We start from the raw sequence: 23,939 nt of genomic DNA, 5'->3' as shown, positions 1-23,939 counted from the left end.
CAGGCCACCCTGCTGCCTTCCCGCAAGATCCAAGCCCTTCCCGCACGGTTCGGGGAGCATGGCCACACCCGAGATGGTGGTCGGCGAGCAGGACGAGCAGGAGGAAGCGCCTTACCCGCCCGCAGGGTCACGCCGTACCGTTCCTGGCGTGACCTCACTCGCCTCCGGCTTCGCCCGCACCCAGCGCTGGCTCCGCGAGCACCCGTTGGCGCTCGACGGGTCGCTGGCCGTGACGGTGCTGATCTGCATGGTGATCGGATCCTTCGCCGAGCCGTACGGCGAGCACGGGCCCGAGTTCGGCGCCCGCACCCCCGAGTTGCGCAGCGTGGTGTTGATCGCCCTGGTCTCGGCCGCGCTCGTCTTTCGCCGCAGCAGGCCGATGGGCGTACTGCTCTTCACCGGGTTGCTCTCCGTCACCGAGTTGATCATCGGTGATCCTGCCGCTCCGGTGGTGATGAGCGCGGTGATCGCCCTGTACACCGTCGGCTCCCGTACCGATCGGCCCACCACCTGGCGGGTCGGGCTCCTCGCGATGACCGTGCTCACCGGCACCGCCATGTTCTTCGGCTCGACCCCTTGGTACACCCAGGAGAACCTGGGCATCTTCGCCTGGACCGGCATGGCCGCCGCCGCGGGGGACGCGGTCCGCAGCCGCCGCGCGTTCGTCGACGCCATCAGGGAACGCGCCGAACGCGCCGAACGCACCCGCGAGGAGGAGGCCCGCCGTCGGGTGGCCGAGGAGCGGCTTCGGATCGCCCGTGACCTCCATGATGTGGTCGCCCACCACATCGCCCTGGTCAATGTGCAGGCGGGAGTGGCAGCCCATGTGATGGACCGACGCCCCGACCAGGCGAAGGAGGCACTCGCGCACGTACGGGAGGCAAGCCGTTCCGCGCTCAATGAACTCCGCGCCACGGTCGGTCTGCTCCGGCAGTCGGGCGACCCCGAAGCCCCCACCGAGCCGGCACCCGGCCTCGCCGTCCTCGACGCCCTCGTCACCACCTTCCGGCAGGCCGGTCTGCCGGTCGAGGTGGCCCGCGCGGACGACGGTGCGCGTCCGCCGTCCGCCGTTGATCTTGCCGCGTATCGGATCATCCAGGAGGCGTTGACCAATGTGCAGAAGCACGCCGGCCGGGAAGCGACGGCCGAGGTCAGCGTGATCCGGGTCGGCGCCACCCTGGAGGTCACGGTCCTGGACAACGGAAAGGCGCCGGAGCTCTGCCCGGCGGGTTGCGCGGACCATCCCGGCGGGCCGCTGCCCCCGGCCGCAGACCCTTCGGACTCCGAGTCCGGGGGAGGCGGCCACGGCCTGCTCGGGATGCGTGAGCGGGTCACCGCGCTCGGCGGCCGGCTCAGCGCGGGCCCCCGATACGGAGGCGGTTTCCGAGTGCAGGCGATACTGCCCCTCACGGCTCGTACGGGGGAGAACAGATGACGATCAGGGTGCTGCTCGCCGATGACCAGACGCTCCTGCGCAGTGCGTTTCGCGTGCTGGTGGACTCGGAGCCCGATATGGAGGTCGTCGGCGAGGCCGCGGACGGAGCGGAGGCGGTCGCTCTCGCCCGTTCCACGCGTGCCGACGTCGTCCTGATGGACATCCGGATGCCCGGCACCGACGGACTGGCCGCCACTCGCATGATCAGCGCGGATCCCGAGCTCGCCGAGGTGCGGGTGGTGATGCTGACGACCTTCGAAGTGGACGAGTACGTGGTCCAGTCGCTGCGAGCCGGGGCGTCCGGCTTCCTCGGCAAGGGGGCCGAGCCCGATGAGTTGCTCAATGCGATCCGGATAGCCGCGGCGGGCGACGCCCTGCTCTCACCGGTCGCGACCAAGGGCCTGATCGCCAAGTTCCTGGCCCAGGGCGGCGACATGGACACCCAGGAGTCCGAGAGCTACTCCGAGCGGCTGGGCGCGCTCACCAGCCGGGAGCGCGAGGTGCTCGTCCTCGTGGCCGGGGGGTACACCAACGATGAGATCGCCGAACGCCTCCAGGTGAGCCCCCTGACCGTCAAGACCCATGTGAATCGGGCGATGGCCAAGCTCGGTGCGCGCGATCGGGCCCAGCTGGTGGTCACCGCGTACGAGTCCGGACTGGTACGTCCAAGGGTGGAGTGATCGGGCTCCCCGGCATACTCCAACTGCGGTATGCCCCAGATAAAGAAACGGGACCTGGGGCCGACAGTCGGGCCGATTCGATGACGGATGGTATTAGCGGGGTTCTGGCGGTCCGTGTCCGCACGTCCGCCCCCGGCGAACCCTCCGCTCCTTGCCTGCCGCGAGCCACAGAAGAGAGTCCCCATGTCCTGGCTGTCTCAGTTCAGCCTGAAGCAACGTGCGCTGGTCGGGCTGATGTCGATCGTTGCGATCGTCTTCGGCGCGATTGCCATACCCCAGCTCAAACAGCAGTTGCTGCCCTCCATCGAACTGCCCATGGTGTCGGTGCTCGCCCCCTACGAGGGCGCGTCCCCGGACGTCGTCGAGAAGCAGGTCGTTGAGCCGCTCGAAAGCTCCCTGGAGATGGTCGACGGCATCAAGGGCATCACCTCCACGGCGAGCGAAGGCAACGCCGTGATCATGGCCAGCTTCGAGTACGGGGACGGCACCAAGCAACTCGTCGCCGATGTGCAGCAGGCGGTCAACCGAGCCAGGGCACAACTCCCCGACACCGTCGATCCCCAGGTCATCGCCGGCTCGACCGACGACATCCCGACCGTCGTCCTCGCGGTCACCTCGGACAAGGACCAGCAGACGCTCGCCGACCAACTGGAGCGCACGGTCGTCCCCGCACTGGAGGACATCGAGGGCGTCGGACAGGTCACCATCGACGGCGTCCAGGACCTCCAGATCTCCGTCACGCCCGACGGTGCCAAGCTGGCCGCGGCCGGTCTGAATGCGGCCGTCCTCGCCGAGGCGCTCACCGCCGGCGGCGCCACCGTCCCCGCCGGCTCGTTCAGCGAGGCCGGCAAGAGCCGCACGGTCCAGGTCGGCGGCGGCTTCACCAGCGTCCAGCAGATCCAGGAACTGCGGATCGCGCCCCCGGCGCCCGCCAAGGGCAAGCCGGTGCGTCTCGCTGATGTCGCCACCGTCCAGCAGACGCCCGCCACCGCGGTCTCCCTCACCCGGACCAACGGAAAGCCCAGCCTGGCCGTCCTCGCCACCATGGACAACGACGGCAGCGCCGTCGCCATCTCCGAAGCGGTCACGGACAAGCTGCCCGAGCTGCGCAAAGACCTCGGCTCGGGGGCCGAGCTGTCCGTGGTCTCCGACCAGGGACCCGCGGTCTCCAAGGCGATTTCCGGACTCACCACCGAAGGAGCACTGGGACTGCTCTTCGCGGTGATCGTGATCCTGGTCTTCCTGGCCTCGGTGCGCTCCACCCTGGTCACGGCCGTTTCCATCCCGCTGTCCGTGGTCCTCGCGCTGATCGTGCTGTGGACCCGTGACCTCTCCCTCAACATGCTCACGTTGGGCGCGCTCACCATTGCCATCGGCCGGGTCGTCGACGACTCGATCGTGGTCCTGGAGAACATCAAGCGTCACCTCGGCTACGGCGAGGAGCGCGAGAGCGCGATCGTCAACGCAGTCAAGGAGGTCGCGGGAGCGGTCACCGCGTCCACGCTGACGACCGTCGCCGTGTTCCTGCCGATCGGTCTGGTCGGCGGCATGGTCGGCGAGCTGTTCGGCTCGTTCTCCCTCACCGTCACCGCGGCACTGCTCGCCTCGCTGCTGGTGTCACTCACCGTCGTACCGGTGCTGTCGTTCTGGTTCCTGCGCGCGCCCAAGGCCGTACGGGGACTGGGCGCCGACGAGGCCCGTCGGATCGCCGAGGAGAAGGAGGAGCGCAGCCGGCTCCAGCGGATGTACGTACCCGTCCTGCGCTTCGCCACGCGCCGCCGCCTGACCAGCATCGGCATCGCGGTCGTCGTCCTGTTCGCCACCCTCGGCATGGGCGGTCTGCTGAAGACCAACTTCTTCGACCAGGGCGAACAGGAGGTCATGTCGATCAAGCAGGAGCTGCCGCCAGGCACCAGCCTGGAGGCGTCCGACGCTGCCGCCAAGAAGGTCGAGCAGGTACTCTCCGGTCTTGACGAACTGAAGAACTACCAGGTCACGGTGGGTTCTTCCGGATTTATGGCGGCCTTCGGCGGGGGCACGGGCTCCAACCAGGCGTCCTATCAGATGACCCTCAAGGACGCCGGAGACTACGAGAAGGTCCGGGACCGCATCGATGCGGAACTGGCCAAGCTCGACGGCGTCGGCGACACGACCATCGCGGCGGGCGACGGCTTCGGCAGCCAGGACCTGAGTGTCGTGGTGAAGGCGGCCAACCCGGACACGCTCAAGACGGCGGCCGAGTCCGTCCGCAAGGAGATCGCCGGCCTCGACGACGTCACCGACGTCCAGAGCGACCTGGCCCAGTCCATCCCGCGGATCTCCGTGAAGGCGAACGCCAAGGCGGCCGAGGCGGGATTCAACGACGCCACCCTCGGAATGGCCGTCGCCCAGGCAGTGCGCGGCACCCCGTCCGGCAAGGCGATCATCGACGACACCGAGCGGGACGTGGTCATCACCTCCGCCCGGCCCGCGAAGACCCTCGCCGAACTCCAGAACCTGCCACTGGGCGCGGTCAAGCTCGGCACCATCGCCGATGTCAAGCTGGTGCCGGGGCCGGTCTCCATGACCCGCATCGACGGCTCGCGCGCCGCGACGATCACGGCCAAGCCGACCGGTGACAACACCGGCGCCGTCAGCTCCGAGCTCCAGACCAAGCTGAACTCCCTGGATCTGCCGGAGGGCGCCACCGCCTCCATCGGAGGGGTCTCCGAGGACCAGGACGACGCGTTCGCCTCCTTGGCCCTGGCGATGCTCGCGGCGATTGCGATCGTGTTCATGCTCCTGGTGGCGGCGTTCCGTTCGCTGATCCAGCCGCTGATCCTGCTGGTCTCCGTTCCGTTCGCGGCAACCGGCGCGATCGGACTGCTGCTCCTCACCGGTACGCCGATGGGCGTGCCGGCGATGATCGGTATGTTGATGCTGATCGGCATCGTGGTCACCAACGCGATCGTGCTGATCGACCTGATCAATCAGTACCGTTCCCAGGGCCTCGGCGTGGTCGAGGCGGTCATCGAGGGCGGTCGACACCGGCTGCGCCCGATCCTGATGACCGCACTGGCGACGATCTTCGCCCTGCTGCCGATGGCGCTCGGCGTCACGGGCGAGGGCGGCTTCATCGCCAAGCCGCTGGCCATCGTGGTCATCGGCGGGCTGCTCACCTCGACGCTGCTGACCCTGCTGCTCGTACCGACGCTGTACGCGATGGTCGAGCTCCGCAAGGAGCGCCGTGCCGCCAAGCGGGCTGCGAAGCGTGCGGAGAAGTCCGGCGAGGCAACGGCCGAGGACGAGGGCGCGCAGAGCGAGGAGCCGAGCCCGGTCAACGTCTGATCCCAGCACCCCTGACGGCCCACCCGGTCCGCGGTCCCGAGAGGAACCCGGACCGGGTGGGCCGTTTCGCACCTGGGGAACAACGGGAGAACACAGTGCCCCGGCCGTCATCGACGACCGGGGCACCACGCTTTGTCCGCCCGCTACGGAAGGGTCAGCATCCGTTCCAGGGCCAGCTTGGCGAAACTCTCTGTCTCGCTGTCCACCTGGATCTGGTTGACGAGGGTGCCCTCGGCCAGGGACTCCAACGTCCACACCAGATGGGGCAGGTCGATGCGGTTCATCGTCGAGCAGAAGCAGACGGTTCGATCGAGGAAGGCGATCTCCTTGTCCGGGTGGGCCTGGGCAACCCGGCGGACCAGGTTCAGTTCGGTGCCGATGGCCCACTTGGAGCCGGCCGGGGCGGCGTCGAGCGTGTTGATGATGTACTCGGTCGAACCGACGTAGTCCGCCGCCGACACGACCTCGTGCTTGCACTCGGGGTGGACCAGCACATTGACGCCCGGAATCCGCTCCCGGACCTCCCGTACGGAATCCAGCGAGAACCGGCCGTGCACCGAGCAGTGGCCGCGCCACAGGATCATCTTCGCCGAGCGCAACTGCTCGACGGTCAGTCCGCCGTTGGGCTTGTGCGGGTTATAGAGGACGCAGTCGTCGAGGGACATGCCCATGTCCCGTACGGCGGTGTTGCGGCCCAGGTGCTGGTCGGGCAGGAAGAGGACCTGCTCGCCCTGCTCGAACGCCCAGTCCAGCGCACGCTTGGCGTTGGACGAGGTGCAGATGGTGCCACCGTGCTTGCCGGTGAACGCCTTGATGTCGGCCGAGGAGTTCATGTACGAGACGGGTACGACCCGCTCGGCTATGCCGGCTTCGGTCAGCACGTCCCAGCACTCGGCGACCTGTTCGGCCGTCGCCATGTCGGCCATCGAGCAGCCCGCGGCCAGATCGGGCAGGACCACCTTCTGGTCGACCGAGGTCAGGATGTCCGCGGACTCTGCCATGAAGTGCACGCCGCAGAAGACGATGTACTCGGCGTCGGGGCGCGCCGCTGCTTCCCGCGCCAACTTGAAGGAGTCACCCGTGACATCGGCGAACTGGATGACCTCGTCGCGCTGGTAGTGGTGGCCCAGGACGAAGACCTTCTCGCCCAGTTTCTCCTTCGCCGCGCGGGCGCGCTCCACCAGATCCGGGTCGGAGGGGGACGGCAGATCGCCGGGGCACTCCACGCCGCGCTCGCTCCTGGGGTCGGCCTCACGGCCGAGCAACAGAAGGGCGAGCGGCGTCGGCTGCACATCGAGCGACTCCGTACGGGGTGGGGCGGTGGTCACGACACACACCCTTTCTTTCTCTGCACAGACCTTTTCGTCTATTTGACGTTATCTATGATAACCGCTTCATGTCACTTTGACGATGGCCATTGCGTCGATGTGACGCACCCCCCTGTGTAGGCCGGTGCCCCCTCGCGGCCGGGTATGCGAGCATGAAGGCAGTAGAAAGAAGACCAAGGAGAGCCCTGGGCCCGGAATGAATCCAGGACTCCACCGGTTGGAACCGTCTGCAAGCAGTCTCCGTACTTCCCCTGCCTCTGGTGGGGAGACCCCATCCCGGGAGTGATGAAGCAGATGTCCGTATCGGACGAGACCACCACCGTGAACGACGGCATCCTCCTGTCCGAAGCCGCCGCGGCCAAGGTCAAGGGCCTGCTGGACCAGGAAGGTCGGGAGGACCTGGCACTGCGGGTAGCCGTCCAGCCCGGCGGTTGCTCCGGTCTGCGCTACCAGCTCTTCTTCGACGAGCGTTCGCTCGACGGCGATGTCATCAAGGACTTCGACGGAGTCAAGGTCGTCACTGACCGGATGAGCGCTCCCTACCTCGGCGGCGCCTCCATCGACTTCGTGGACACCATCGAGAAGCAGGGCTTCACCATCGACAACCCGAACGCCACGGGGTCCTGCGCCTGTGGCGACTCCTTCAACTGAGTCGTCCCCCGCACGCACCAAGGGCGGCGGCCCGTACGGGCCGCCGCCCTTTGGCATGGACAGTCATCACTCAGCCGGACGAACCGACCCGCTCGACCGTCCCGCCGGACTCGGCGTCCACCACCGCCCGATCGCCGAGCGGCCGATCCAGCGTCACCGTCTCCTTCAACTGCTTCGCCAGGGCGATGCACACCCTGTCCGGGTCCGGTGAGGACTCGTTGATCCGCACCTTCACCACACCGCCGCTCTCGACCGCCGTCGCCCGGTGGTCGGAGCACACCCCGCCCCAGAAGGTCACCGTCAGCTTCAGTCCTTCGACCGCGTACGACTCGACGCGCCCAGCGGGCCGTGGCACGGCGGGGTCGGCCACTGGTCCGGACGGCTTGATCTTTTGCGGCGGCTTCGGAGGCTGAACCGGCTGCGCGGGACGGGTCTCCCCCTTCTCCCGCAAGAACTCAGGCTCCACCGCGGGCTGCACGACCGCCGCCGCCTCGCCGCCCACCCGGAAGACCCAGGACGGGACGAGTGCCTGGCCCTGCCCCACCGGCTGGGCGGACAACGCGAACACCGCGCCCGTCACCGTTCGCTGCTCCGGCGTCACCGTGCCACAGGGCTGCGCCGGCTTCTGCGCACCCTCCAGCGGTACGGGAGTGGCACACGCGGGCGGACCACAGGGGACGTCCGAGACCGCCGCGTCCGCTCCCGGCAACGGCGTGGGGCAGTCGGCGGTGCCCGCTGTGTTCGCACCTTGATTCAGTCGGTCCAGCGCCTCCTGGGCGGAGAGCACCGGATGCTCGGTGGACTTCACCGGCTCCAGCAGCCGCCCGCCACCACCGACGACCTGACCGTCCGCGCCGATCTCCACCCCGGTCGTCCAGCCGTACGTGGGCAACCCGCCGACCACCGGATCGGCGTTCACCACCCGCACGGCACCGCGCACCTGCCGAGCGTCCGTTCGGGCGTCGGCCTGCCGGAGGGCCTTGAGCAGCGGTGCGGCTGCCTTCTTCGCCGCAGCCTCGCTCACCGGCGTACCCGCCTCGGTCCCGGTGTCCGGCTTCTGGCAGGTCGCACCCGGGGCGCAGTCGTCGCCGCTCGGAGCACTTCCGTACGCACCGTAGGTCCAGGTGCCCGGCGCCTTGCGGTCGACCCGCAGCAATGGCCCGGAGCCATCGGCCCCGGGGCCCACGGACCACGTGCCACCGGTCAGCCGCGGAGTGCCCGACATCCCGAGCGCCGCCGCGAGCCGAACCACCTCGCTCCGGTCGACCGTCCCGACCGACTGGTGCACGGTGGCCCGTTCAGGTCCTGCTGGAAGTCGATGGGCGCGATAGCGGACGGCGCCGGAAGGGGCCGGCTCACCGGGTGCGATACCCGCCCGCGCCCGCGCCTGTTCCGGATCTGCGGAGAGCTGCGGCGGAGGGGCTGCACTCCGATCGGAGCCCGCCGAAGCCCCGCTGGAACCCACGGTCGCCAGATAGGTGCCGCCGCCCCCCGCGATGAGCAGTACCGCCACCGCGGATGCGACGAGCGGGGCGCGCTTACGGCGCACACGGGGTTCGCTGTTCTCGGTGCTGCTGCTCACCGCATCGCTCCTTGGCCTCATACCCACCCACGGCGCGTGGATGTGTATGGGACGGGGCCGACGGCCGGACGGTTCCCCTTCGCCGGGGCGCGGTCACTGCCCGTACTCGGGCATGGCCTCCACCAGTCGTGCCGAGGCGCTGGGCACCACGACGCCATGGATGCTCGAAGGCAACACCGGAGCCGGCACGTCCGCCATGGGCACCACCCAGTGGGGAGCCATCCGTGCGCAATCCCCGCGCAACTGGGCAAGGGTGAATTCCGTCTCGCGGCCGGCAGCACCTGCGTGGTTCGTCATAACAGCACCGTACGCACCTTGGAGAGAGGGAAAAAAGACCTACTATTGGGTAGTTCTCGCCTTACGGGGAGACCTGTTCGACCGGGTAGCGTTAAGCGTCAACGCCCCCCCTCCACAGGAGCGCCTCGCCGTGCGAATCGCAGTCACCGGCTCCATCGCCACTGACCACCTCATGACCTTCCCGGGTCGTTTCGCCGATCAGCTGGTCGCGGACCAGCTCCACACGGTTTCTCTCTCCTTCCTTGTGGACACCCTCAACGTCCGCCGCGGCGGTGTCGCCGCCAACATCTGCTTCGGTATGGGGCAGCTCGGGACCGCGCCGATCCTCGTCGGAGCGGCCGGGGCGGACTTCGACGAGTACCGCGCCTGGCTGGATCGACACGGAGTGGACACCGATTCCGTACGGATCTCCGAGGTCCTGCACACGGCGCGTTTCGTCTGCACCACCGATGCCGACCACAACCAGATCGGCTCCTTCTACACCGGCGCCATGAGCGAGGCCCGTCTGATCGAGCTCAAGTCGGTCGCCGACCGGGTGGGCGGGCTCGACCTCGCACTCATTGGCGCGGACGACCCGGAGGCAATGCTCCGACACACCGAGGAGTGCCGTTCGCGGAACATCCCCTTCGCGGCCGACTTCTCCCAGCAGATCGCCCGGATGAGCGGGGACGAGATCCGGATACTGCTGGACGGCGCCACCTATCTCTTCTCCAACGAGTACGAGAAGGGCCTGATCGAGTCCAAGACGGGCTGGACCAACGACGAGATCCTCTCCCGCGTCGGCCACCGGATCACCACCCTCGGGGCTCGCGGAGTACGCATCGAGCGCGTCGGCGATGACCCGATCGAGGTGGGTTGCCCGCAGGAAGAGGCCAAGGTCGACCCGACGGGCGTCGGGGACGCCTTCCGCGCCGGGTTCCTGTCCGGGCTCTCATGGGGCGTCGACCTGGAGCGGGCGGCCCAGGTGGGCTGCATGCTGGCGACGCTGGTCATCGAGACCCTGGGCACCCAGGAGTACACCCTGCGCCGGGCGCACTTCATGGACCGCTTCACCAAGGCATACGGCGAAGACGCAGGCACCGAGGTCAAGACTCACCTGGCCTAACCCCACCCGGGCCGGGGGCCTTTCCCCCGGCCCGACGAACACTCCCGCCCGGGTCTCAACTGCGGACGCCCCAGGGGTAAGCCGACGGCACTGGGGCCGCGCCCCGCGACCTAAGCCTGATCCACGGCCAGTGGAACACTCCCCACCCTGGCTGAACCCACGGATGGAGCCAGGGCCAGGCGCAAGCAGAACTGGTTGCCCCCTGGGCACCTGCCCTGAGCCCGACTTCCTGGCTTTTGGACGAGCTGGGGGCAAGCAAGACCTGGTTGCGGTATTGGGTAGCGCGCATCCTGAGCTCACCCCGTGGATGGCCCGGGGCCAGGTAGACCTGTTTGCGGTGTTGGGTAGCGCCTGTCCTGAGCTCGACTTATGGACGGGCTGGGCGCAGGCAGAGCCAGTTGCGGCACTGGGGGCGCGCAGGGGGTGTCCCCGGAAGCGTCGGCGGCTTCAGAGCCGCCACCAACGGGCCAGCCGCTGGCCGCCGGCGCTGAGGAGTCACGCCCGAAAGCACCCCCACCACCCGCACCCCACCCAAACCCCAGCCGGACCCCCTAAAGCCCCGCCCCCCAAGGCCAAGCCCACAACACAAGCTCCACCCGCCCCACCCAGCCCGTCCGGCGCTTGAGGACGGAACCCTCCACCCCCAAGGGCTGAACTCACAGAACGGGCTCCGCCCGGAAGCAGTCAAAACCAGCAGCCCAAGCCAACCCAGCCCGTCCGGCGCTTGAGGACGGAACCCTCCACCCCCAAGGGCTGAACTCACAGAACGGGCTCCGCCCGGAAGCAGTCAAAACCAGCAGCCCAAGCCAACCCAGCCCGTCCGGCGCTTGAGGACGGAACCCCGCCACCCCCCAGGGCGGAAACCCAGGCACGGGCCCCACCCGGAAACAGCCAAGACCCGCAGCCCCCGGGCCACCCCCGCAGCTCACACCACCCGCCTCACCCCATACCCCACCCCCCCTTCCACTTCCTCCTCCCCCAAATACTCCTGCCCCCGCATCGCACACCAAGCCGGAATGTCCAGGCGGGCGGCCTCGTCGTCCGACAGCACCCGCACCACCCCGCCGATGCGTACGTCCTCGATCACCTTCGCCAGTTCGATCACGGGAATCGGACAGAGCTTGCCCAGGGCGTCCAGGACCAGTACCTCGGAGTCCGACCCCTCGGAGTCCGACCCCTCGGCACCCGGCCCCTCCGAACCCGGCCCCTCGGAGCCCACCCCCACGGCGCCCACCTCCTGGCCACCCACCCCCCGGACCGTCCCCCCCACCCCCGGAGCCCCCAGCCGCTCCCGTACGGACGACACGACTTCCGGCAGAACGTCCAGGAACCGTTCCACTTCGGACGCTGTGGTGCCGGACGGCAGCGAAACCCGGACGTTTCCCTCGCTGAGCACCCCCATGGCCCGCAGCACATGGCTCGGAGTCAGCGTGCTCGATGTGCAGGAGGAGCCTGAGGAGACGGAGAATCCCGCACGGTCCAGTTCATGGAGCAGTGCCTCCCCGTCCACGTACAGACAGGAGAACGTCACCAAGTGGGGGAGTCGGCGTACCGGATCACCCACCACCTCCACATCGGGCACCACCTCGGGCACCCGGGTGCGGATGCGGTCCACCAGACCCCGCAGGCGCACCGCTTCTCCCGCGGCCTCGGCCCGGACGGCGCGCAGTGATGCGGCGGCGGCCACGATCGCGGGCAGGTTCTCAAAGCCGGGGGAGCGCCCCGACTCCCGTTCGTCCGCCGGGCCTCTGGGAGCGAACCGGACCCCCTTGCGTACCGCGAGGAGCCCGACGCCCGCGGGCCCACCCCACTTGTGGGCGCTCGCGGTGAGCAGCGACCACCCGTCGGGCACAGCCCCCCACCCGAGGGACTGCGCCGCGTCCACCAGGAGCGGTACGCCCGCCGCACGGCACGCTTCGGCGACTTCGCCCACCGGCTGTTCGGTGCCGACTTCATGGTTGGCGGACTGGAGGCAGGCCAGTGCGGTGCCTTCGCCAGGTCCCCCGCCCGGCCCTTTGGCGAGTTCCCCGGCGAAGGCGGCGGCGTCCACCCGGCCGTGCCGGTCCACGGGGACGGTGACCGCAGCTTCACCAGCGCCGTGGAGTACGGAGGAGTGCTCGACCGCGGAGACGACCACTCGGCTTCCGGCCCGTCGCCGCCCTGCTGTCGCCCCGGCGATCGCGAGGTGCACCGCGTGCGTCCCCGAGGGAGCGAAGGTCAACTCGTCCGGTCGGCATCCGATGGCTTCGGCCGCCGCCTCGCGCGCTGCGTCGAGCAGCAAACGCGCCCGGCGGCCTTCGCGGTAGAGACGTGCGGGGTCCGCCCAGCCCTCGTCCAGGGATGCTTGGAGGGCCTGTCGGGCCACGGGGTGCAAAGGTGCGGAGGAGGCCGCGTCGAAGTAGGGCACCCGGCCACGCTAACCCCCTCGGGTTCGGCTCTGCGGTCTGGAGGGGCGTCAGATCTCCACCGGGTGTGGGGACTCGGTAGTCGCGGCGGGATGTGGACTGCGACCGTCCGGGATGGAATCCGGTGATGGCCTCCGAATGTGAATCCGGCTCTGGATTCCCTAGCGATTCCCGTCGAAAACCGCGCGATATGCAGGGGGATTCCATCCCTTCGGGGTGTCGGACGGCGCGTTGGGCACCCTCCCCGCGCGACCCCAAATAGCGTCCAGTAGGGTTTGGTCCGCATAAACATCCAAACCCCTGCCCGCGTCAGGGCCGGCGACCGACCAGCGAGACGGCCGCAGCCGGTAGCGCGGGCCGAGACTCTCGGGAAGGCGCTACGTGAGTCCCAACGGCTCCGACCGCTCGTCGCGGCGCCCGATGCGGCGGAAGCTGCCGCAGGTGCTGACTGCGGGCCTAATCCTTGCGACCGCTACCGGTTGTACATACAAGGATTTCCCCCGTCTTGGTATGCCTACTCCGGTTACGGAAGAGGCGCCGATCATTCTCTCCCTCTGGCAGGGCTCGTGGGCGGCAGCGCTCGTCACGGGCGTGCTGGTGTGGGGCCTGATCTTGTGGAGCGTGATCTTCCACCGGCGCACGCGCACCAAGGTAGAGGTGCCTCCGCAGACCCGGTACAACATGCCGATCGAGGCCCTGTACACGGTGGTCCCGCTCATCATCGTTTCGGTGCTCTTCTACTTCACCGCACGTGACGAGTCCAAGCTTCTCTCCCTCTCGGACAAGCCCACCCACACGGTCAACGTGGTCGGCTACCAGTGGAGCTGGGGCTTCAACTACATCGAGGATGTGGACGGCTCCAAGGGCGACGCTAAGACCGAAAAGAACCTGGAGGGGATTCCGGACAAGTACCGCGATGAGTTCCCGGCCAATGCGGGCGGCGTGTACGACGCTGGCATTCCCGGAACCCGGAACCCCCAGACCGGCAACCCCGGCCCGACACTGTGGCTCCCCAAGGGAGAAAAGGTCCGCTTCGTGCTGACCTCACGCGATGTCATCCACTCCTTCTGGGTTGTCCCCTTCCTCTTCAAGCAGGACGTGATCCCGGGACACACCAACGTCTTCGAAGTGACCCCCACGCGTGAGGGCACCTTCCTGGGCAAGTGCGCCGAGCTCTGTGGTGTCGACCACTCCCGGATGCTCTTCAACGTCAAGGTGGTCTCCCCCGAGCGCTACCAGCAGCACCTCAAGGAGCTTGCCGAGAAGGGGCAGACCGGTTACCTCCCGTCGGGCATTGAGCAGTCGACCCCGGCCAAGAACTCGGAGAAGAAGCAACTGTGAGCATCCTCAACGAATCCCAGGGTGCCGCCGCAGCTGATGACTCGTACGAGAACGAGCTGCCGGTGCGGCGCAAGCAGCCCGGCAACGTCGTGGTGAAGTGGCTGACGACCACCGACCACAAGACCATCGGTACGCTCTACCTGGTCACCTCGTTCGTGTTCTTCTGCATCGGCGGACTGATGGCGCTCTTCATGCGCGCCGAGCTGGCCCGTCCGGGCACGCAGATCATGTCCAACGAGCAGTTCAACCAGGCGTTCACGATGCACGGCACGATCATGCTGCTGATGTTCGCGACGCCGCTGTTCGCCGGATTCGCGAACTGGATCATGCCGCTTCAGATCGGGGCGCCCGATGTGGCCTTCCCGCGGCTGAACATGTTCGCCTACTGGCTCTACCTGTTCGGCTCCATCATCGCGGTGGCCGGCTTCCTCACCCCCCAGGGTGCGGCCGACTTCGGCTGGTTCGCCTACTCCCCGCTGTCGGACGCGGTCCGCTCGCCGGGTGTGGGCGCCGATATGTGGATCATGGGCCTGGCCTTCTCCGGCTTCGGCACGATCCTCGGTTCGGTCAACTTCATCACCACGATCATCTGCATGCGCGCTCCCGGCATGACCATGTTCCGGATGCCGATCTTCACCTGGAACGTGCTGCTGACCGGTGTGCTGGTCCTGCTCGCCTTCCCGGTCCTCGCCGCCGCGCTCTTCGCGCTGGAGGCGGATCGGAAGTTCGGCGCACACATCTTCGACTCGGCCAACGGCGGAGCGTTGCTGTGGCAACACCTCTTCTGGTTCTTCGGCCATCCAGAGGTGTACATCATCGCCCTACCGTTCTTCGGCATCGTCTCGGAGATCATCCCGGTCTTCAGTCGGAAGCCGATGTTCGGTTACATGGGCCTGGTCGCCGCGACGATCGCCATCGCCGGTCTGTCGGTGACGGTGTGGGCGCACCACATGTATGTCACGGGCGGTGTGCTCCTACCGTTCTTCTCCTTCATGACCTTCCTGATCGCGGTACCGACCGGTGTGAAGTTCTTCAACTGGATCGGCACCATGTGGAAGGGGTCGCTGTCCTTCGAGACACCGATGCTCTGGACGATCGGCTTCCTGATCACCTTCACCTTCGGTGGTCTGACCGGTGTCATCCTGGCGTCGCCCCCGATGGACTTCCACGTCTCCGACTCGTACTTCGTCGTCGCGCACTTCCACTACGTCGTCTTCGGCACCGTGGTCTTCGCGATGTTCGCCGGGTTCCACTTCTGGTGGCCGAAGTTCACGGGCAAGATGCTCGACGAGCGGCTTGGAAAGATCACTTTCTGGACCCTGTTCATCGGTTTCCACGGAACGTTCCTGGTGCAGCACTGGCTGGGTACGGAAGGTATGCCGCGGCGTTATGCGGACTATCTCGACGCCGACGGTTTCACCGCTCTGAACACCATCTCCACGATCAGTTCATTCGTGCTCGGCGCGTCGGTCCTTCCGTTCATCTACAACGTCTGGAAGACCGCCAAGTTCGGCAAGAAGATCGAGGTCGACGACCCGTGGGGCTACGGACGTTCGCTGGAATGGGCTACTTCCTGCCCGCCCCCGCGGCACAACTTCCTCACGCTTCCGCGCATCCGCTCCGAATCTCCGGCCTTCGATCTGCACCACCCGGAGATCGCGCTGGTCGACCAGCTCGAAAACCGTGGTGAAGTCGACCAGGCCATCACCGATGGAAGGGAGGCCGCCAAGTGAAGATCCAGGGAAAGATGTTCCTCTGGCTGAGCGTCTTCATCCTCGCCGTGGCCATCCTCTACGGCGTGTGGTCGAAGGAGCCTGCCGGTACGACGGCGCTCTTCCTGGCGTTCGGTCTGAGCGTCATGATCGGCTACTACCTGGCGTTCACGGCCCGGCGTGTGGACGCCATGGCCCAGGACGACAAGGAAGCCGACATCGCGGATGAGTCCGGCGAGGTCGGGTTCTTCGCCCCGCACAGCTGGCAGCCGCTCTCGCTGGCCATCGGTGGAGCGCTCGCGTTCCTCGGTGTGGCGGTCGGTTGGTGGCTGCTCTACTTCTCGGTCCCGATCATCCTCGTCGGCCTCTTCGGCTGGGTGTTCGAGTACTACCGCGGTGAGAGCCAGAACCAGTAACACAGCGTCAGCGCATCACGGCCGGGCCCGGCTTTCCCGTCACTCGAACGGGGAAGCCGGGCCCGCCCATTTGGAGGTGTTCGGCGCGCCGTGGTGGACGGGTCTTCATAGCGTGTGCTTATGAACCAGACGCCCCGCACCCGCACGACCCTCCGCTGCACCCTCCTGGTCGTCTCCCTGGGGGCGGTCGCGATCGCGTGTGGCTTCTCTGACCCGAGCCCGCTCACCGGAAAGCCCTTCGACGCGGCCGAGCAGATCACGTTCAACACACCCGCGGACAGCCGCAAGGCGAATCCCGACAAGCCCCTGGAGATCGACGTCAAGGGGGACGAGGGCCGGATCACGGACGTGACCGTCATCGATGACTCAGGCCATCACCTCGCCGGGGAACTGTCCGCCGACGGCAGCCGCTGGCGCTCCACGGGGGCGCTGTCGGCAGGGGTGAAGTACACCGCCCGCGTGGCCACGGAGGACTCCGAGGGTGCACCGGGCAGTCGTACGCTCTCCTTTGAGACATCACCCGCACAGCGCAAGCTGACGGTCGCCTTCGGACCCGAGGCGGGCACCTACGGCGTGGGCCAGCCCATCACCGCCGAGTTGAGCCTTCCGGTCAAGGACAAGGCGGCCCGGGCGGTCATCGAACGGGCGCTCAAGATTGACTCAAAACCGGCCGTCGACGGCGCCTGGCACTGGGTCGACGACGAAAAGCTCCACTTTCGGCCCAAGGATTACTGGCCAGCCGGGACCAGCGTCACCGCCGCCAGCAACCTCCAGGGCGTGAAGGTCGCAAGAAGCCTGTACGGCGGCACGTCCAAGGCCCTGAAGATCTCCATCGGAGACCGCATCGAGGCCATCACCGACGCCTCGTCGCACCACATGACGGTCAAGCGCAACGGAGAAGTGATCAACACCATTCCGGTGACCACGGGCAAGCCCGGATTCTCCACCCGCAACGGCGTCAAAGTGGTGCTCGGCAAGGAGTACTTCGTCCGGATGCGGGGCACGAGCGTCGGGATCTACGGCGACGAGGGGTACGACCTGCCCGTGTACTACGCCACACGGGTCACGTGGAGCGGCGAGTACGTGCACGCCGCGCCGTGGTCGGTCGGCTCGCACGGGTACGCCAACGTCAGCCACGGCTGCACCGGAATGTCGACGGGCAACGCGGCCTGGTTCTACGAGACCGTCCGCGAGGGCGACATCGTCCAGGTCGTCAACAGCTACGGCGACGACATGGACCCGTTCGGCAATGGATTCGGGGACTGGAACCTGTCCTGGGCCGATTGGCGGCAGGGCAGTGCACTGGTGGCAGGGACCCCGGACGGCAGCAATCCCGTCGACGCGGCCCGACTGCGGCCTCAGGTCTAGGTCCAGGCCCCAGGTCGAGGGTGGGGCAGATGGGCGGGCCGCGTCGCCTTCGCGACCCGCCCCGGCCCGATCTCCCCGGTAGGTCCGATGCCTTCCGGGGTCACCAGGGGCCCCAGAAGGCCACTCACGCCTCTACTGCGAGCCTCTCACGCAGAAGTGAGGCCAGTGCCCTCGCGAAGTCCACGGGGTCCACAGGCAGCGTCACAGCGGCTTCCGCGCGACTCCAGGTCGCCAGCCAGGCGTCCTGCGGGCGGCCGATGAGGACCAGCACCGGCGGGCAGTCGAAGATCTCGTCCTTGATCTGGCGGCACACGCCCATGCCGCCCGCCGGCACGGTCTCGCCGTCCAGCACGCAGACGTCGATCCCGCCCTGGTCAAGCCGCTTGAGGACGGCCGGCAGGGTTGCGCATTCGATGAACTCAACCGGGGGAACATCGGCCGCGGGCCTGCGCCCTGCGGCCAGCCGCACCTGTTCGCGGGTGTTGGCGTTATCGCTGTAGACCAGCACGGTGGCGGTCGGCTGCATCGTTCCTCCGCGTCGCTTGGATCGGGCTGTGGGGGCCGTCGCCGAACCCCTCGTTGGATCAGGTACCGATGGGCCGGATCGTACTCGCTCCAACTCCGCGCAAACAGCGGTTCGGACACTGCGGTGATCGGCCGTTCGGGCAGCACAGCGGGTACTGACACACCGAACGGCACCCCCCGGAGTGAGGGCGGGATAAGCGACCGACATAATGTCGGTCGTGGCGACAGCAACGACAGTAGAAACCGGGCACGCGCACCCGTCGGTCAATCGGCCGAACCTCACCAGCGTCGGAACCATCATCTGGTTGAGTTCCGAGCTGATGTTCTTCGCGGCCCTCTTCGCGATGTACTTCACCTTGCGCTCGGTAACGGGTGCCGAGTTCTGGTCCGAGAAGGCCGACCTTCTGAACTTCCCGTTCTCGGCGACGAACACCACGATCCTGGTGCTCTCTTCTCTCACTTGCCAGCTCGGCGTATTCGCCGCCGAGCGCGGAGACGTGAAGAAGCTGCGCAGCTGGTTCGTGATCACGTTCATCATGGGCGCGATCTTCGTCGGCGGTCAGGTGTACGAATACACCGAACTGGTCCAGCACGGGCTTTCGCTCTCGTCGGACCCGTACGGCTCGGTGTTCTACCTGACCACCGGCTTCCACGGACTGCATGTGACGGGCGGACTGATCGCCTTCCTGCTGGTCCTGGGCCGTACCTATGCGGCCAGGAGATTCACCCATGAGCAGGCAACCGCCGCCATCGTCGTGTCCTACTACTGGCACTTCGTCGATGTCGTCTGGATCGGCCTCTTCGCCACGATCTACTTGATCAAGTAACGGCGCGGGCGACACTGCCGGACGCAGAAGCCCGAAGCAGACACAGTCCAGAAGCATCGACGCAGAAAATCCTGACACCGGGGTAATCCGTGAAAAAGCTCTCCGCACGACGACGCCATCCGTTGGCGGCGGTCGTCGTCCTACTCCTCGCGCTGGCGGCCACCGGGGGGCTGTACGCCGCGTTCGCACCTGCGGACAAGGCGCAGGCCGATCAAACCTCCCAGTCCCTCGCCATCGAGGAGGGCAAGAAGCTCTACACCGTTGGCTGCGCCAGCTGCCACGGAACCGGCGGTCAGGGCACCACTGACGGTCCGACCCTCGTCGGTGTCGGTTCCGCCGCCGTCGACTTCCAGGTCGCGACCGGCCGTATGCCGGCCCAGCAGCCCGGCGCACAGGTGCCGAAGAAGAAGAACATCTACACGCAGGCCCAGATCGACCAGCTGGCCGCGTACGTTGCTTCCTTCGGTGCCGGTCCGATCACACCCACCGAGAAGCAGTACAGCGCCAAGGGCGCTGACATCGCCAACGGTGGCGACCTGTTCCGCACCAACTGCGCCCAGTGCCACAACTTCACCGGCAAGGGCGGCGCGCTGACCGACGGCAAGTACGCCCCCACCTTGGAGGGGGTGAGCGCCAAGCACATCTACGAGGCCATGCAGACCGGCCCGCAGAACATGCCTTCCTTCCCCGACGGGGTGATGCCGGAGAAGGAGAAGCAGGACGTCATCGCTTACGTCGAGGCCATGAACGACCCCAACGAGTCGTCCAGCCCGGGCGGTCTCTCGCTGGGTGGGCTCGGGCCCGTCAGTGAGGGCCTGTTCGCCTGGGTCTTCGGACTGGGTGCGTTGATCGCAGTTGCCGTCTGGGTCGCGGCCCACACCGCTAAGGCCAAGAAGTCATGAGTAGCCAAGACATTCCAGAAGAGAACCTGCCGCAAGAGCAGGGCGCTGCGCACGGCGCGGCGGGGCACGGGAACACCGCCGTAGCCCAGCGCGCGGACGACAATCCGTTCGCCGATCCGGGACTGCCGGCCCACAAGCCGCGCATACAGGACATCGACGAGAGGGCCGCCAAGCGGTCCGAGCGCGCGGTGGCTCTGATGTTCACGCTCTCGATGCTCTCGACCATCGCCTTCATCGCGTGCTTCGTGATCTTCCCCGTGGACCAGCTCGTCTACATCTGGCCCTTCGGCCGGGTGAGCGCGCTGAACTTCTCGCTCGGCCTCACGCTCGGTGGCGCGCTCTTCTTCATCGGCGCGGGCGCGGTCCACTGGGCCCGCACCCTGATGTCCGATCAGGAAGTCGCCGACGAGCGTCACCCGATCGCGGCGTCCCCCGAGGTCAAGGCCCAGGTCATGGCCGACTGGGCGGCGGGCAACGAGGAGTCCGGCTTCGGCCGGCGCAAGCTGATCCGCAACACGATGTTCGGTGCGATGGCGCTGGTGCCGCTCTCCGGAGTGGTCCTGCTGCGCGACCTCGGCCCGCTGCCGGAGAAGAAGCTCCGCACCACGCTCTGGGCCAAGGGCAAGCAGCTCATCAACATGAACACGATGGAGCCGCTGCGTCCCGAGGACATCACTGTCGGTTCGTTGGTCTTCGCCATGCCCGAGGGCCTGGAGATGGACGACCACGAATTCCAGAAGGAGATCGCCAAGGCGGCCCTGATGATCGTCCGGATCCGTCCCGACGACATCAAGGACAAGCGCGAGCTTGAGTGGTCGCACGAGGGCATCGTCGCCTTCTCGAAGATCTGTACGCACGTCGGCTGCCCGATCAGCCTCTACGAGCAGCAGACCCACCACGTGCTCTGCCCGTGCCACCAGTCCACCTTCGACCTCTCCGACGGAGCCCGTGTCATCTTCGGCCCCGCCGGTCACGCCCTCCCGCAGCTGCGGATCGGTGTGAACACCGAGGGCAATCTCGAAGCACTCGGCGACTTCGCGGAGCCGGTCGGACCTTCCTTCTGGGAGCGCGGATGAGCACTACGACAGAGTCCAAGGGCGCTGACAACCAGCGCAAGGCCCCGGCCGGCGAGCGCGTCGCCGACTGGGCGGACGGCCGGCTCGGGATCTACTCCCTGGCCAAGGCCAACATGCGCAAGATCTTCCCGGACCACTGGTCCTTCATGCTCGGTGAGATCTGCCTCTACAGCTTCGTCATCATCATCCTCACGGGTGTGTATCTGACGCTGTTCTTCCACCCGTCGATGAACGAGGTGGTCTACCACGGCAGCTACGTGCCCATGCAGGGCGTGCGGATGTCGGAGGCGTACGCCTCCACGCTGGACATCAGCTTCGACGTCCGTGGCGGTCTGCTGATCCGGCAGATCCACCACTGGGCCGCGCTGATCTTCATCGCCGCGATGATGGTCCACATGATGCGCGTCTTCTTCACGGGCGCGTACCGCAAGCCGCGCGAGATCAACTGGCTGTTCGGCTTCCTGCTGCTCGTCCTCGGCATGTTCACCGGTTTCACCGGTTACTCGCTCCCGGACGACCTGCTCTCCGGCACCGGTGTCCGCTTCACCCAGGGCGCGATCCTGTCCGTACCGGTCGTCGGTACGTACATCTCGATGTTCCTATTCGGCGGGGAGTTCCCAGGCCACGACTTCGTGGCCCGGTTCTACTCGATCCACATCCTGCTACTGCCGGGCATCATGCTCGGACTGCTCGTGGGCCACTTGATCCTGGTCGTCTACCACAAGCACACCCAGTACGCGGGCCCCGGCCGGACCGAGAAGAACGTCGTCGGCATGCCGCTGCTGCCCGTCTACATGGCGAAGGCCGGAGGCTTCTTCTTCCTGGTCTTCGGTGTGATCGCGGCCATCTCAGCGATTGCGACGCTCAACCCGATCTGGGCACTCGGCCCGTACCGCACCGATCAGGTCTCCACCGGAGCCCAACCGGACTGGTACATGGGCTTCGCCGAGGGACTGGTCCGAGTGATGCCCGGCTGGGAGATCAACGCCTGGGGTCACACGCTGGCACTCGGTGTGATGGTCCCGCTGATGGTCTTCCCGCTGGTGCTGGGGGCGATCGCGCTCTATCCGTTCATCGAGTCGTGGGTCACCGGCGACAAGCGCGAGCACCACATCCTGGACCGCCCGCGCAACACCCCGACCCGTACCGGCTTCGGTGTGGCGTGGCTGACCGCGTACTTCATCATGCTCATCGGTGGCGGCAACGACATCGTGGCCACGCACTTCAACCTGTCGATCAACGCGATCACCTGGTTCGTCCGGATCTTCTTCTTCGTCGGACCGGTCCTCGCCTTCATCGCCACGAAGCGCATCTGCCTCGGTCTCCAACGTCGCGACCGCGACAAGGTGCTGCACGGTCGCGAGACCGGCATCATCAAGCGGCTGCCGCACGGTGAGTTCATCGAGGTGCACGAGCCGCTCAGCCAGGGCCAGCTGTACACGCTCACCTCGCACGAGCAGTACCAGCCGCTGGACGCCGGCCCCACGGTCGACGAGAACGGTGTCGAGCGCAAGGTCGGCCCGACCCAGCGGATCAAGGTCAGCCTCAGCAAGGGCTTCTACGGCGAGGGGAACCAGATCCCGAAGCCGACCACAGAGGAGTACAAGGAGATCACGAGCGGCCACGGCCACCACTGATCATCCGTAGCACTCGCTGATCGCCACAGCAGGAGCCCCGTCCAATGATTGGACGGGGCTCTTTGCCGTCCCCGGCGCTGGATAGGGTGGGTCGTATCCATTCAGCCTGTGGACCCTGGAGCGGACCATGAACGTTGTGACCCCGGTTGGCGGCGACAGCGTGGCGGACCTCTCCTGGCCCGTCGTGCTGAACGCCCTCCTCGACAACCGTGACCTCAGTGCCCGTGCAACCGCCTGGGCCATGGACCGCATCCTCAGCGGCGAGGCCACCAATGTGCAGATCGCCGGCCTCGCGGTCGCCCTGCGGGCCAAGGGCGAGACCGTCGAGGAGATCTCCGGTCTCGTGCGGACCATGTACGAGCACGCCCATCTCATCGAAGTGCCCGGTCCGTGCGTCGACATCGTCGGCACCGGGGGCGACGGCGCCAAGACGGTGAACATCTCCACCATGTCCGCGATCGTGGTCGCGGGCGCCGGTGTGAAGGTCGTCAAGCACGGTAATCGCGCCGCTTCGAGCGCCTCCGGAGCCTCGGACGTGCTGGAGAAGCTCGGCGTGAACCTGGAGCTGACCCCGCAGCGGGTCGCCGAGGTGGCCGAGGAAGCGGGCATCACGTTCTGCTTCGCGGTGAAGTTCCATCCGGCGCTGCGCCACGTGGGCGTGGCCCGCAAGGAACTCGGCATCCGTACCGTCTTCAACTTCCTGGGGCCGTTGACCAACCCCGCCCGGGTGATGGCCCAGGCGACGGGGGTCGCGGATGCCCGGATGGCCCCGATCATGGCGGGCGTGCTCGCGGAGCGCGGTTCCTCGGCGCTGGTGTTCCGGGGCGACGACGGTCTCGACGAACTGACGACGACCGCCACCTCGCACGTCTGGGTGGTCCGGGACGGGACGGTCCGCGAGGAGCGGTTCGACCCGCGGGACATCGGTATCGACCTGGTGCCGGTGGAGGCCCTGCGCGGTGCGGACGCCTCGTACAACGCCGATGTGGCGCGCCGGTTGCTGGGCGGTGAGAAGGGTCCGATCCGGGACGCGGTCCTGTTGAACTCGGCGGCGGCGCTGGTGGCCCAATCACCGTCGGACGGCACGCTCAACGAGCAGTTGACGGCCGGCCTCGCCCGGGCGGCCGAGGCCATCGACTCCGGGGCCGCCCTCGCCGCGTTGGAGCGCTGGGTGGCCGCCAGCAACGCCTGAAGCCGTGCGCCGTCGGTGGTCGTGTCGCTGGGGGTGGCCCCGACACGACCGCCGGCGTACGCCCCGAGCAACCCGCACAGCAGGGTGCGGCATGGTGCGTCCGGAATGCGGAACGGGTTGCGGTATCGCGACG

The 23,939-nt window shown here is 67.4% G+C and carries 19 protein-coding genes; 14 read left to right on the top strand and 5 right to left on the bottom strand.

Annotated features, from left to right (window positions below; genetic code table 11):
• The first annotated feature begins 148 nt into the window (after window positions 1-148).
• The 3 genes from OID54_RS11205 to OID54_RS11195 all read left to right on the top strand — a co-directional run bounded on the left by OID54_RS11205 (window position 149) and on the right by OID54_RS11195 (window position 5,442).
• Window positions 149-1,435: a sensor histidine kinase gene (locus OID54_RS11205; RefSeq protein WP_329027419.1), complete on the top strand. Its 1,287-nt coding sequence runs from the start codon at window positions 149-151 to the stop codon at window positions 1,433-1,435.
• Complete coding sequence (locus tag OID54_RS11200) at window positions 1,432-2,115, top strand: response regulator transcription factor (RefSeq protein WP_329017646.1); 684 nt, start codon at window positions 1,432-1,434, stop codon at window positions 2,113-2,115. Before OID54_RS11205 ends, OID54_RS11200 begins: the two co-directional genes overlap by 4 nt.
• Before the next feature lie 183 nt (window positions 2,116-2,298).
• Entirely contained in the window at window positions 2,299-5,442 is a 3,144-nt protein-coding gene (locus tag OID54_RS11195) for an efflux RND transporter permease subunit (RefSeq protein ID WP_329017643.1), read from the top strand.
• Between the two features lie 143 nt (window positions 5,443-5,585).
• Here the strand turns inward: OID54_RS11195 and nadA are convergent, their stop codons facing one another.
• Complete coding sequence (gene nadA / locus OID54_RS11190) at window positions 5,586-6,770, bottom strand: quinolinate synthase NadA (protein WP_329017640.1); 1,185 nt, start codon at window positions 6,768-6,770, stop codon at window positions 5,586-5,588.
• A gap of 294 nt (window positions 6,771-7,064) precedes the next feature.
• Between nadA and OID54_RS11185 the strand changes: the two genes are divergently transcribed.
• Window positions 7,065-7,421 carry a HesB/IscA family protein gene (locus tag OID54_RS11185; protein ID WP_329027417.1) on the top strand — a complete coding sequence of 119 codons (357 nt, stop codon included), beginning with the start codon at window positions 7,065-7,067 and terminating at the stop codon, window positions 7,419-7,421.
• 70 nt (window positions 7,422-7,491) lie between these two features.
• Here OID54_RS11185 and OID54_RS11180 read toward each other — a convergent pair whose 3' ends face one another.
• Window positions 7,492-9,003, bottom strand: coding sequence for a hypothetical protein (locus OID54_RS11180; protein WP_329017637.1), 1,512 nt, complete (start codon window positions 9,001-9,003; stop codon window positions 7,492-7,494).
• A 93-nt stretch (window positions 9,004-9,096) separates the two neighbouring features.
• Complete coding sequence (locus OID54_RS11175; RefSeq protein ID WP_329017634.1) at window positions 9,097-9,300, bottom strand: hypothetical protein; 204 nt, start codon at window positions 9,298-9,300, stop codon at window positions 9,097-9,099.
• Window positions 9,301-9,430: 130 nt separating this feature from the next.
• On the opposite strand from OID54_RS11175, the gene OID54_RS11170 reads away from it, so the two are divergent.
• On the top strand, window positions 9,431-10,405 hold the full coding sequence (locus OID54_RS11170; protein ID WP_329017631.1) for a carbohydrate kinase family protein: 975 nt from the start codon (window positions 9,431-9,433) through the stop codon (window positions 10,403-10,405).
• A 925-nt stretch (window positions 10,406-11,330) separates the two neighbouring features.
• Here OID54_RS11170 and OID54_RS11165 read toward each other — a convergent pair.
• Complete coding sequence (locus OID54_RS11165; protein ID WP_329017628.1) at window positions 11,331-12,812, bottom strand: cysteine desulfurase/sulfurtransferase TusA family protein; 1,482 nt, start codon at window positions 12,810-12,812, stop codon at window positions 11,331-11,333.
• A 379-nt stretch (window positions 12,813-13,191) separates the two neighbouring features.
• On the opposite strand from OID54_RS11165, the gene ctaC reads away from it, so the two are divergent.
• From ctaC to OID54_RS11145, 4 genes are all read left to right on the top strand, one after another.
• Complete coding sequence (gene ctaC, locus OID54_RS11160) at window positions 13,192-14,151, top strand: aa3-type cytochrome oxidase subunit II (RefSeq protein WP_329017625.1); 960 nt, start codon at window positions 13,192-13,194, stop codon at window positions 14,149-14,151.
• Window positions 14,148-15,884 (top strand): aa3-type cytochrome oxidase subunit I, encoded by a 1,737-nt coding sequence (gene ctaD / locus OID54_RS11155; RefSeq protein ID WP_329017621.1) that lies wholly within the window; start codon window positions 14,148-14,150, stop codon window positions 15,882-15,884. Before ctaC ends, ctaD begins: the two co-directional genes overlap by 4 nt.
• Window positions 15,881-16,279 carry a cytochrome c oxidase subunit 4 gene (locus tag OID54_RS11150; RefSeq protein ID WP_329017618.1) on the top strand — a complete coding sequence of 133 codons (399 nt, stop codon included), beginning with the start codon at window positions 15,881-15,883 and terminating at the stop codon, window positions 16,277-16,279. The genes ctaD and OID54_RS11150 overlap by 4 nt, the downstream gene beginning before the upstream one ends.
• Window positions 16,280-16,399: 120 nt before the next feature.
• Window positions 16,400-17,647, top strand: coding sequence for a L,D-transpeptidase (locus OID54_RS11145; RefSeq protein ID WP_329017615.1), 1,248 nt, complete (start codon window positions 16,400-16,402; stop codon window positions 17,645-17,647).
• A gap of 124 nt (window positions 17,648-17,771) precedes the next feature.
• On the opposite strand, the gene OID54_RS11140 is transcribed toward OID54_RS11145, so the two are convergent.
• Window positions 17,772-18,173, bottom strand: coding sequence for a hypothetical protein (locus OID54_RS11140; RefSeq protein ID WP_329017612.1), 402 nt, complete (start codon window positions 18,171-18,173; stop codon window positions 17,772-17,774).
• Window positions 18,174-18,381: 208 nt separating this feature from the next.
• Between OID54_RS11140 and ctaE the strand changes: the two genes are divergently transcribed.
• The 5 genes from ctaE (at window position 18,382) to trpD (ending at window position 23,806) form a co-directional block, all read left to right on the top strand.
• Window positions 18,382-18,999, top strand: coding sequence for an aa3-type cytochrome oxidase subunit III (ctaE, locus tag OID54_RS11135; RefSeq protein WP_250922800.1), 618 nt, complete (start codon window positions 18,382-18,384; stop codon window positions 18,997-18,999).
• A gap of 89 nt (window positions 19,000-19,088) precedes the next feature.
• Entirely contained in the window at window positions 19,089-19,901 is an 813-nt protein-coding gene (gene qcrC / locus OID54_RS11130; protein WP_329017609.1) for a cytochrome bc1 complex diheme cytochrome c subunit, read from the top strand.
• Complete coding sequence (gene qcrA, locus OID54_RS11125; RefSeq protein ID WP_329017606.1) at window positions 19,898-20,977, top strand: cytochrome bc1 complex Rieske iron-sulfur subunit; 1,080 nt, start codon at window positions 19,898-19,900, stop codon at window positions 20,975-20,977. The genes qcrC and qcrA overlap by 4 nt, the downstream gene beginning before the upstream one ends.
• Window positions 20,974-22,614: a cytochrome bc1 complex cytochrome b subunit gene (gene qcrB, locus OID54_RS11120; protein ID WP_329017603.1), complete on the top strand. Its 1,641-nt coding sequence runs from the start codon at window positions 20,974-20,976 to the stop codon at window positions 22,612-22,614. The genes qcrA and qcrB overlap by 4 nt, the downstream gene beginning before the upstream one ends.
• Window positions 22,615-22,741: 127 nt before the next feature.
• A complete protein-coding gene (gene trpD / locus OID54_RS11115; RefSeq protein ID WP_329017600.1) occupies window positions 22,742-23,806 on the top strand; it encodes an anthranilate phosphoribosyltransferase in 1,065 nt (354 codons plus the stop codon).
• Window positions 23,807-23,939: the final 133 nt, after the last annotated feature.

This window comes from Streptomyces sp. NBC_00690 (assembly GCF_036226685.1).
Lineage (GTDB): Bacteria > Actinomycetota > Actinomycetes > Streptomycetales > Streptomycetaceae > Streptomyces.
The sequence above is the reverse complement of the archived record's forward strand: the minus strand, read 5'-3'. Positions and strand labels throughout refer to the sequence as shown.

Coding starts and splice junctions, on each gene's coding strand:
- OID54_RS11200 (WP_329017646.1), top strand. CDS start 1,432: ATGACGATCAGGGTGCTGCTCGCCGATGACCAGACGCTCCTGCGCAGT.
- OID54_RS11195 (WP_329017643.1), top strand. CDS start 2,299: ATGTCCTGGCTGTCTCAGTTCAGCCTGAAGCAACGTGCGCTGGTCGGG.
- OID54_RS11185 (WP_329027417.1), top strand. CDS start 7,065: ATGTCCGTATCGGACGAGACCACCACCGTGAACGACGGCATCCTCCTG.
- OID54_RS11175 (WP_329017634.1), bottom strand. CDS start 9,300: ATGACGAACCACGCAGGTGCTGCCGGCCGCGAGACGGAATTCACCCTT.
- OID54_RS11145 (WP_329017615.1), top strand. CDS start 16,400: ATGAACCAGACGCCCCGCACCCGCACGACCCTCCGCTGCACCCTCCTG.
- OID54_RS11140 (WP_329017612.1), bottom strand. CDS start 18,173: ATGCAGCCGACCGCCACCGTGCTGGTCTACAGCGATAACGCCAACACC.
- ctaE (WP_250922800.1), top strand. CDS start 18,382: ATGTCGGTCGTGGCGACAGCAACGACAGTAGAAACCGGGCACGCGCAC.
- qcrA (WP_329017606.1), top strand. CDS start 19,898: ATGAGTAGCCAAGACATTCCAGAAGAGAACCTGCCGCAAGAGCAGGGC.
- qcrB (WP_329017603.1), top strand. CDS start 20,974: ATGAGCACTACGACAGAGTCCAAGGGCGCTGACAACCAGCGCAAGGCC.
- trpD (WP_329017600.1), top strand. CDS start 22,742: ATGAACGTTGTGACCCCGGTTGGCGGCGACAGCGTGGCGGACCTCTCC.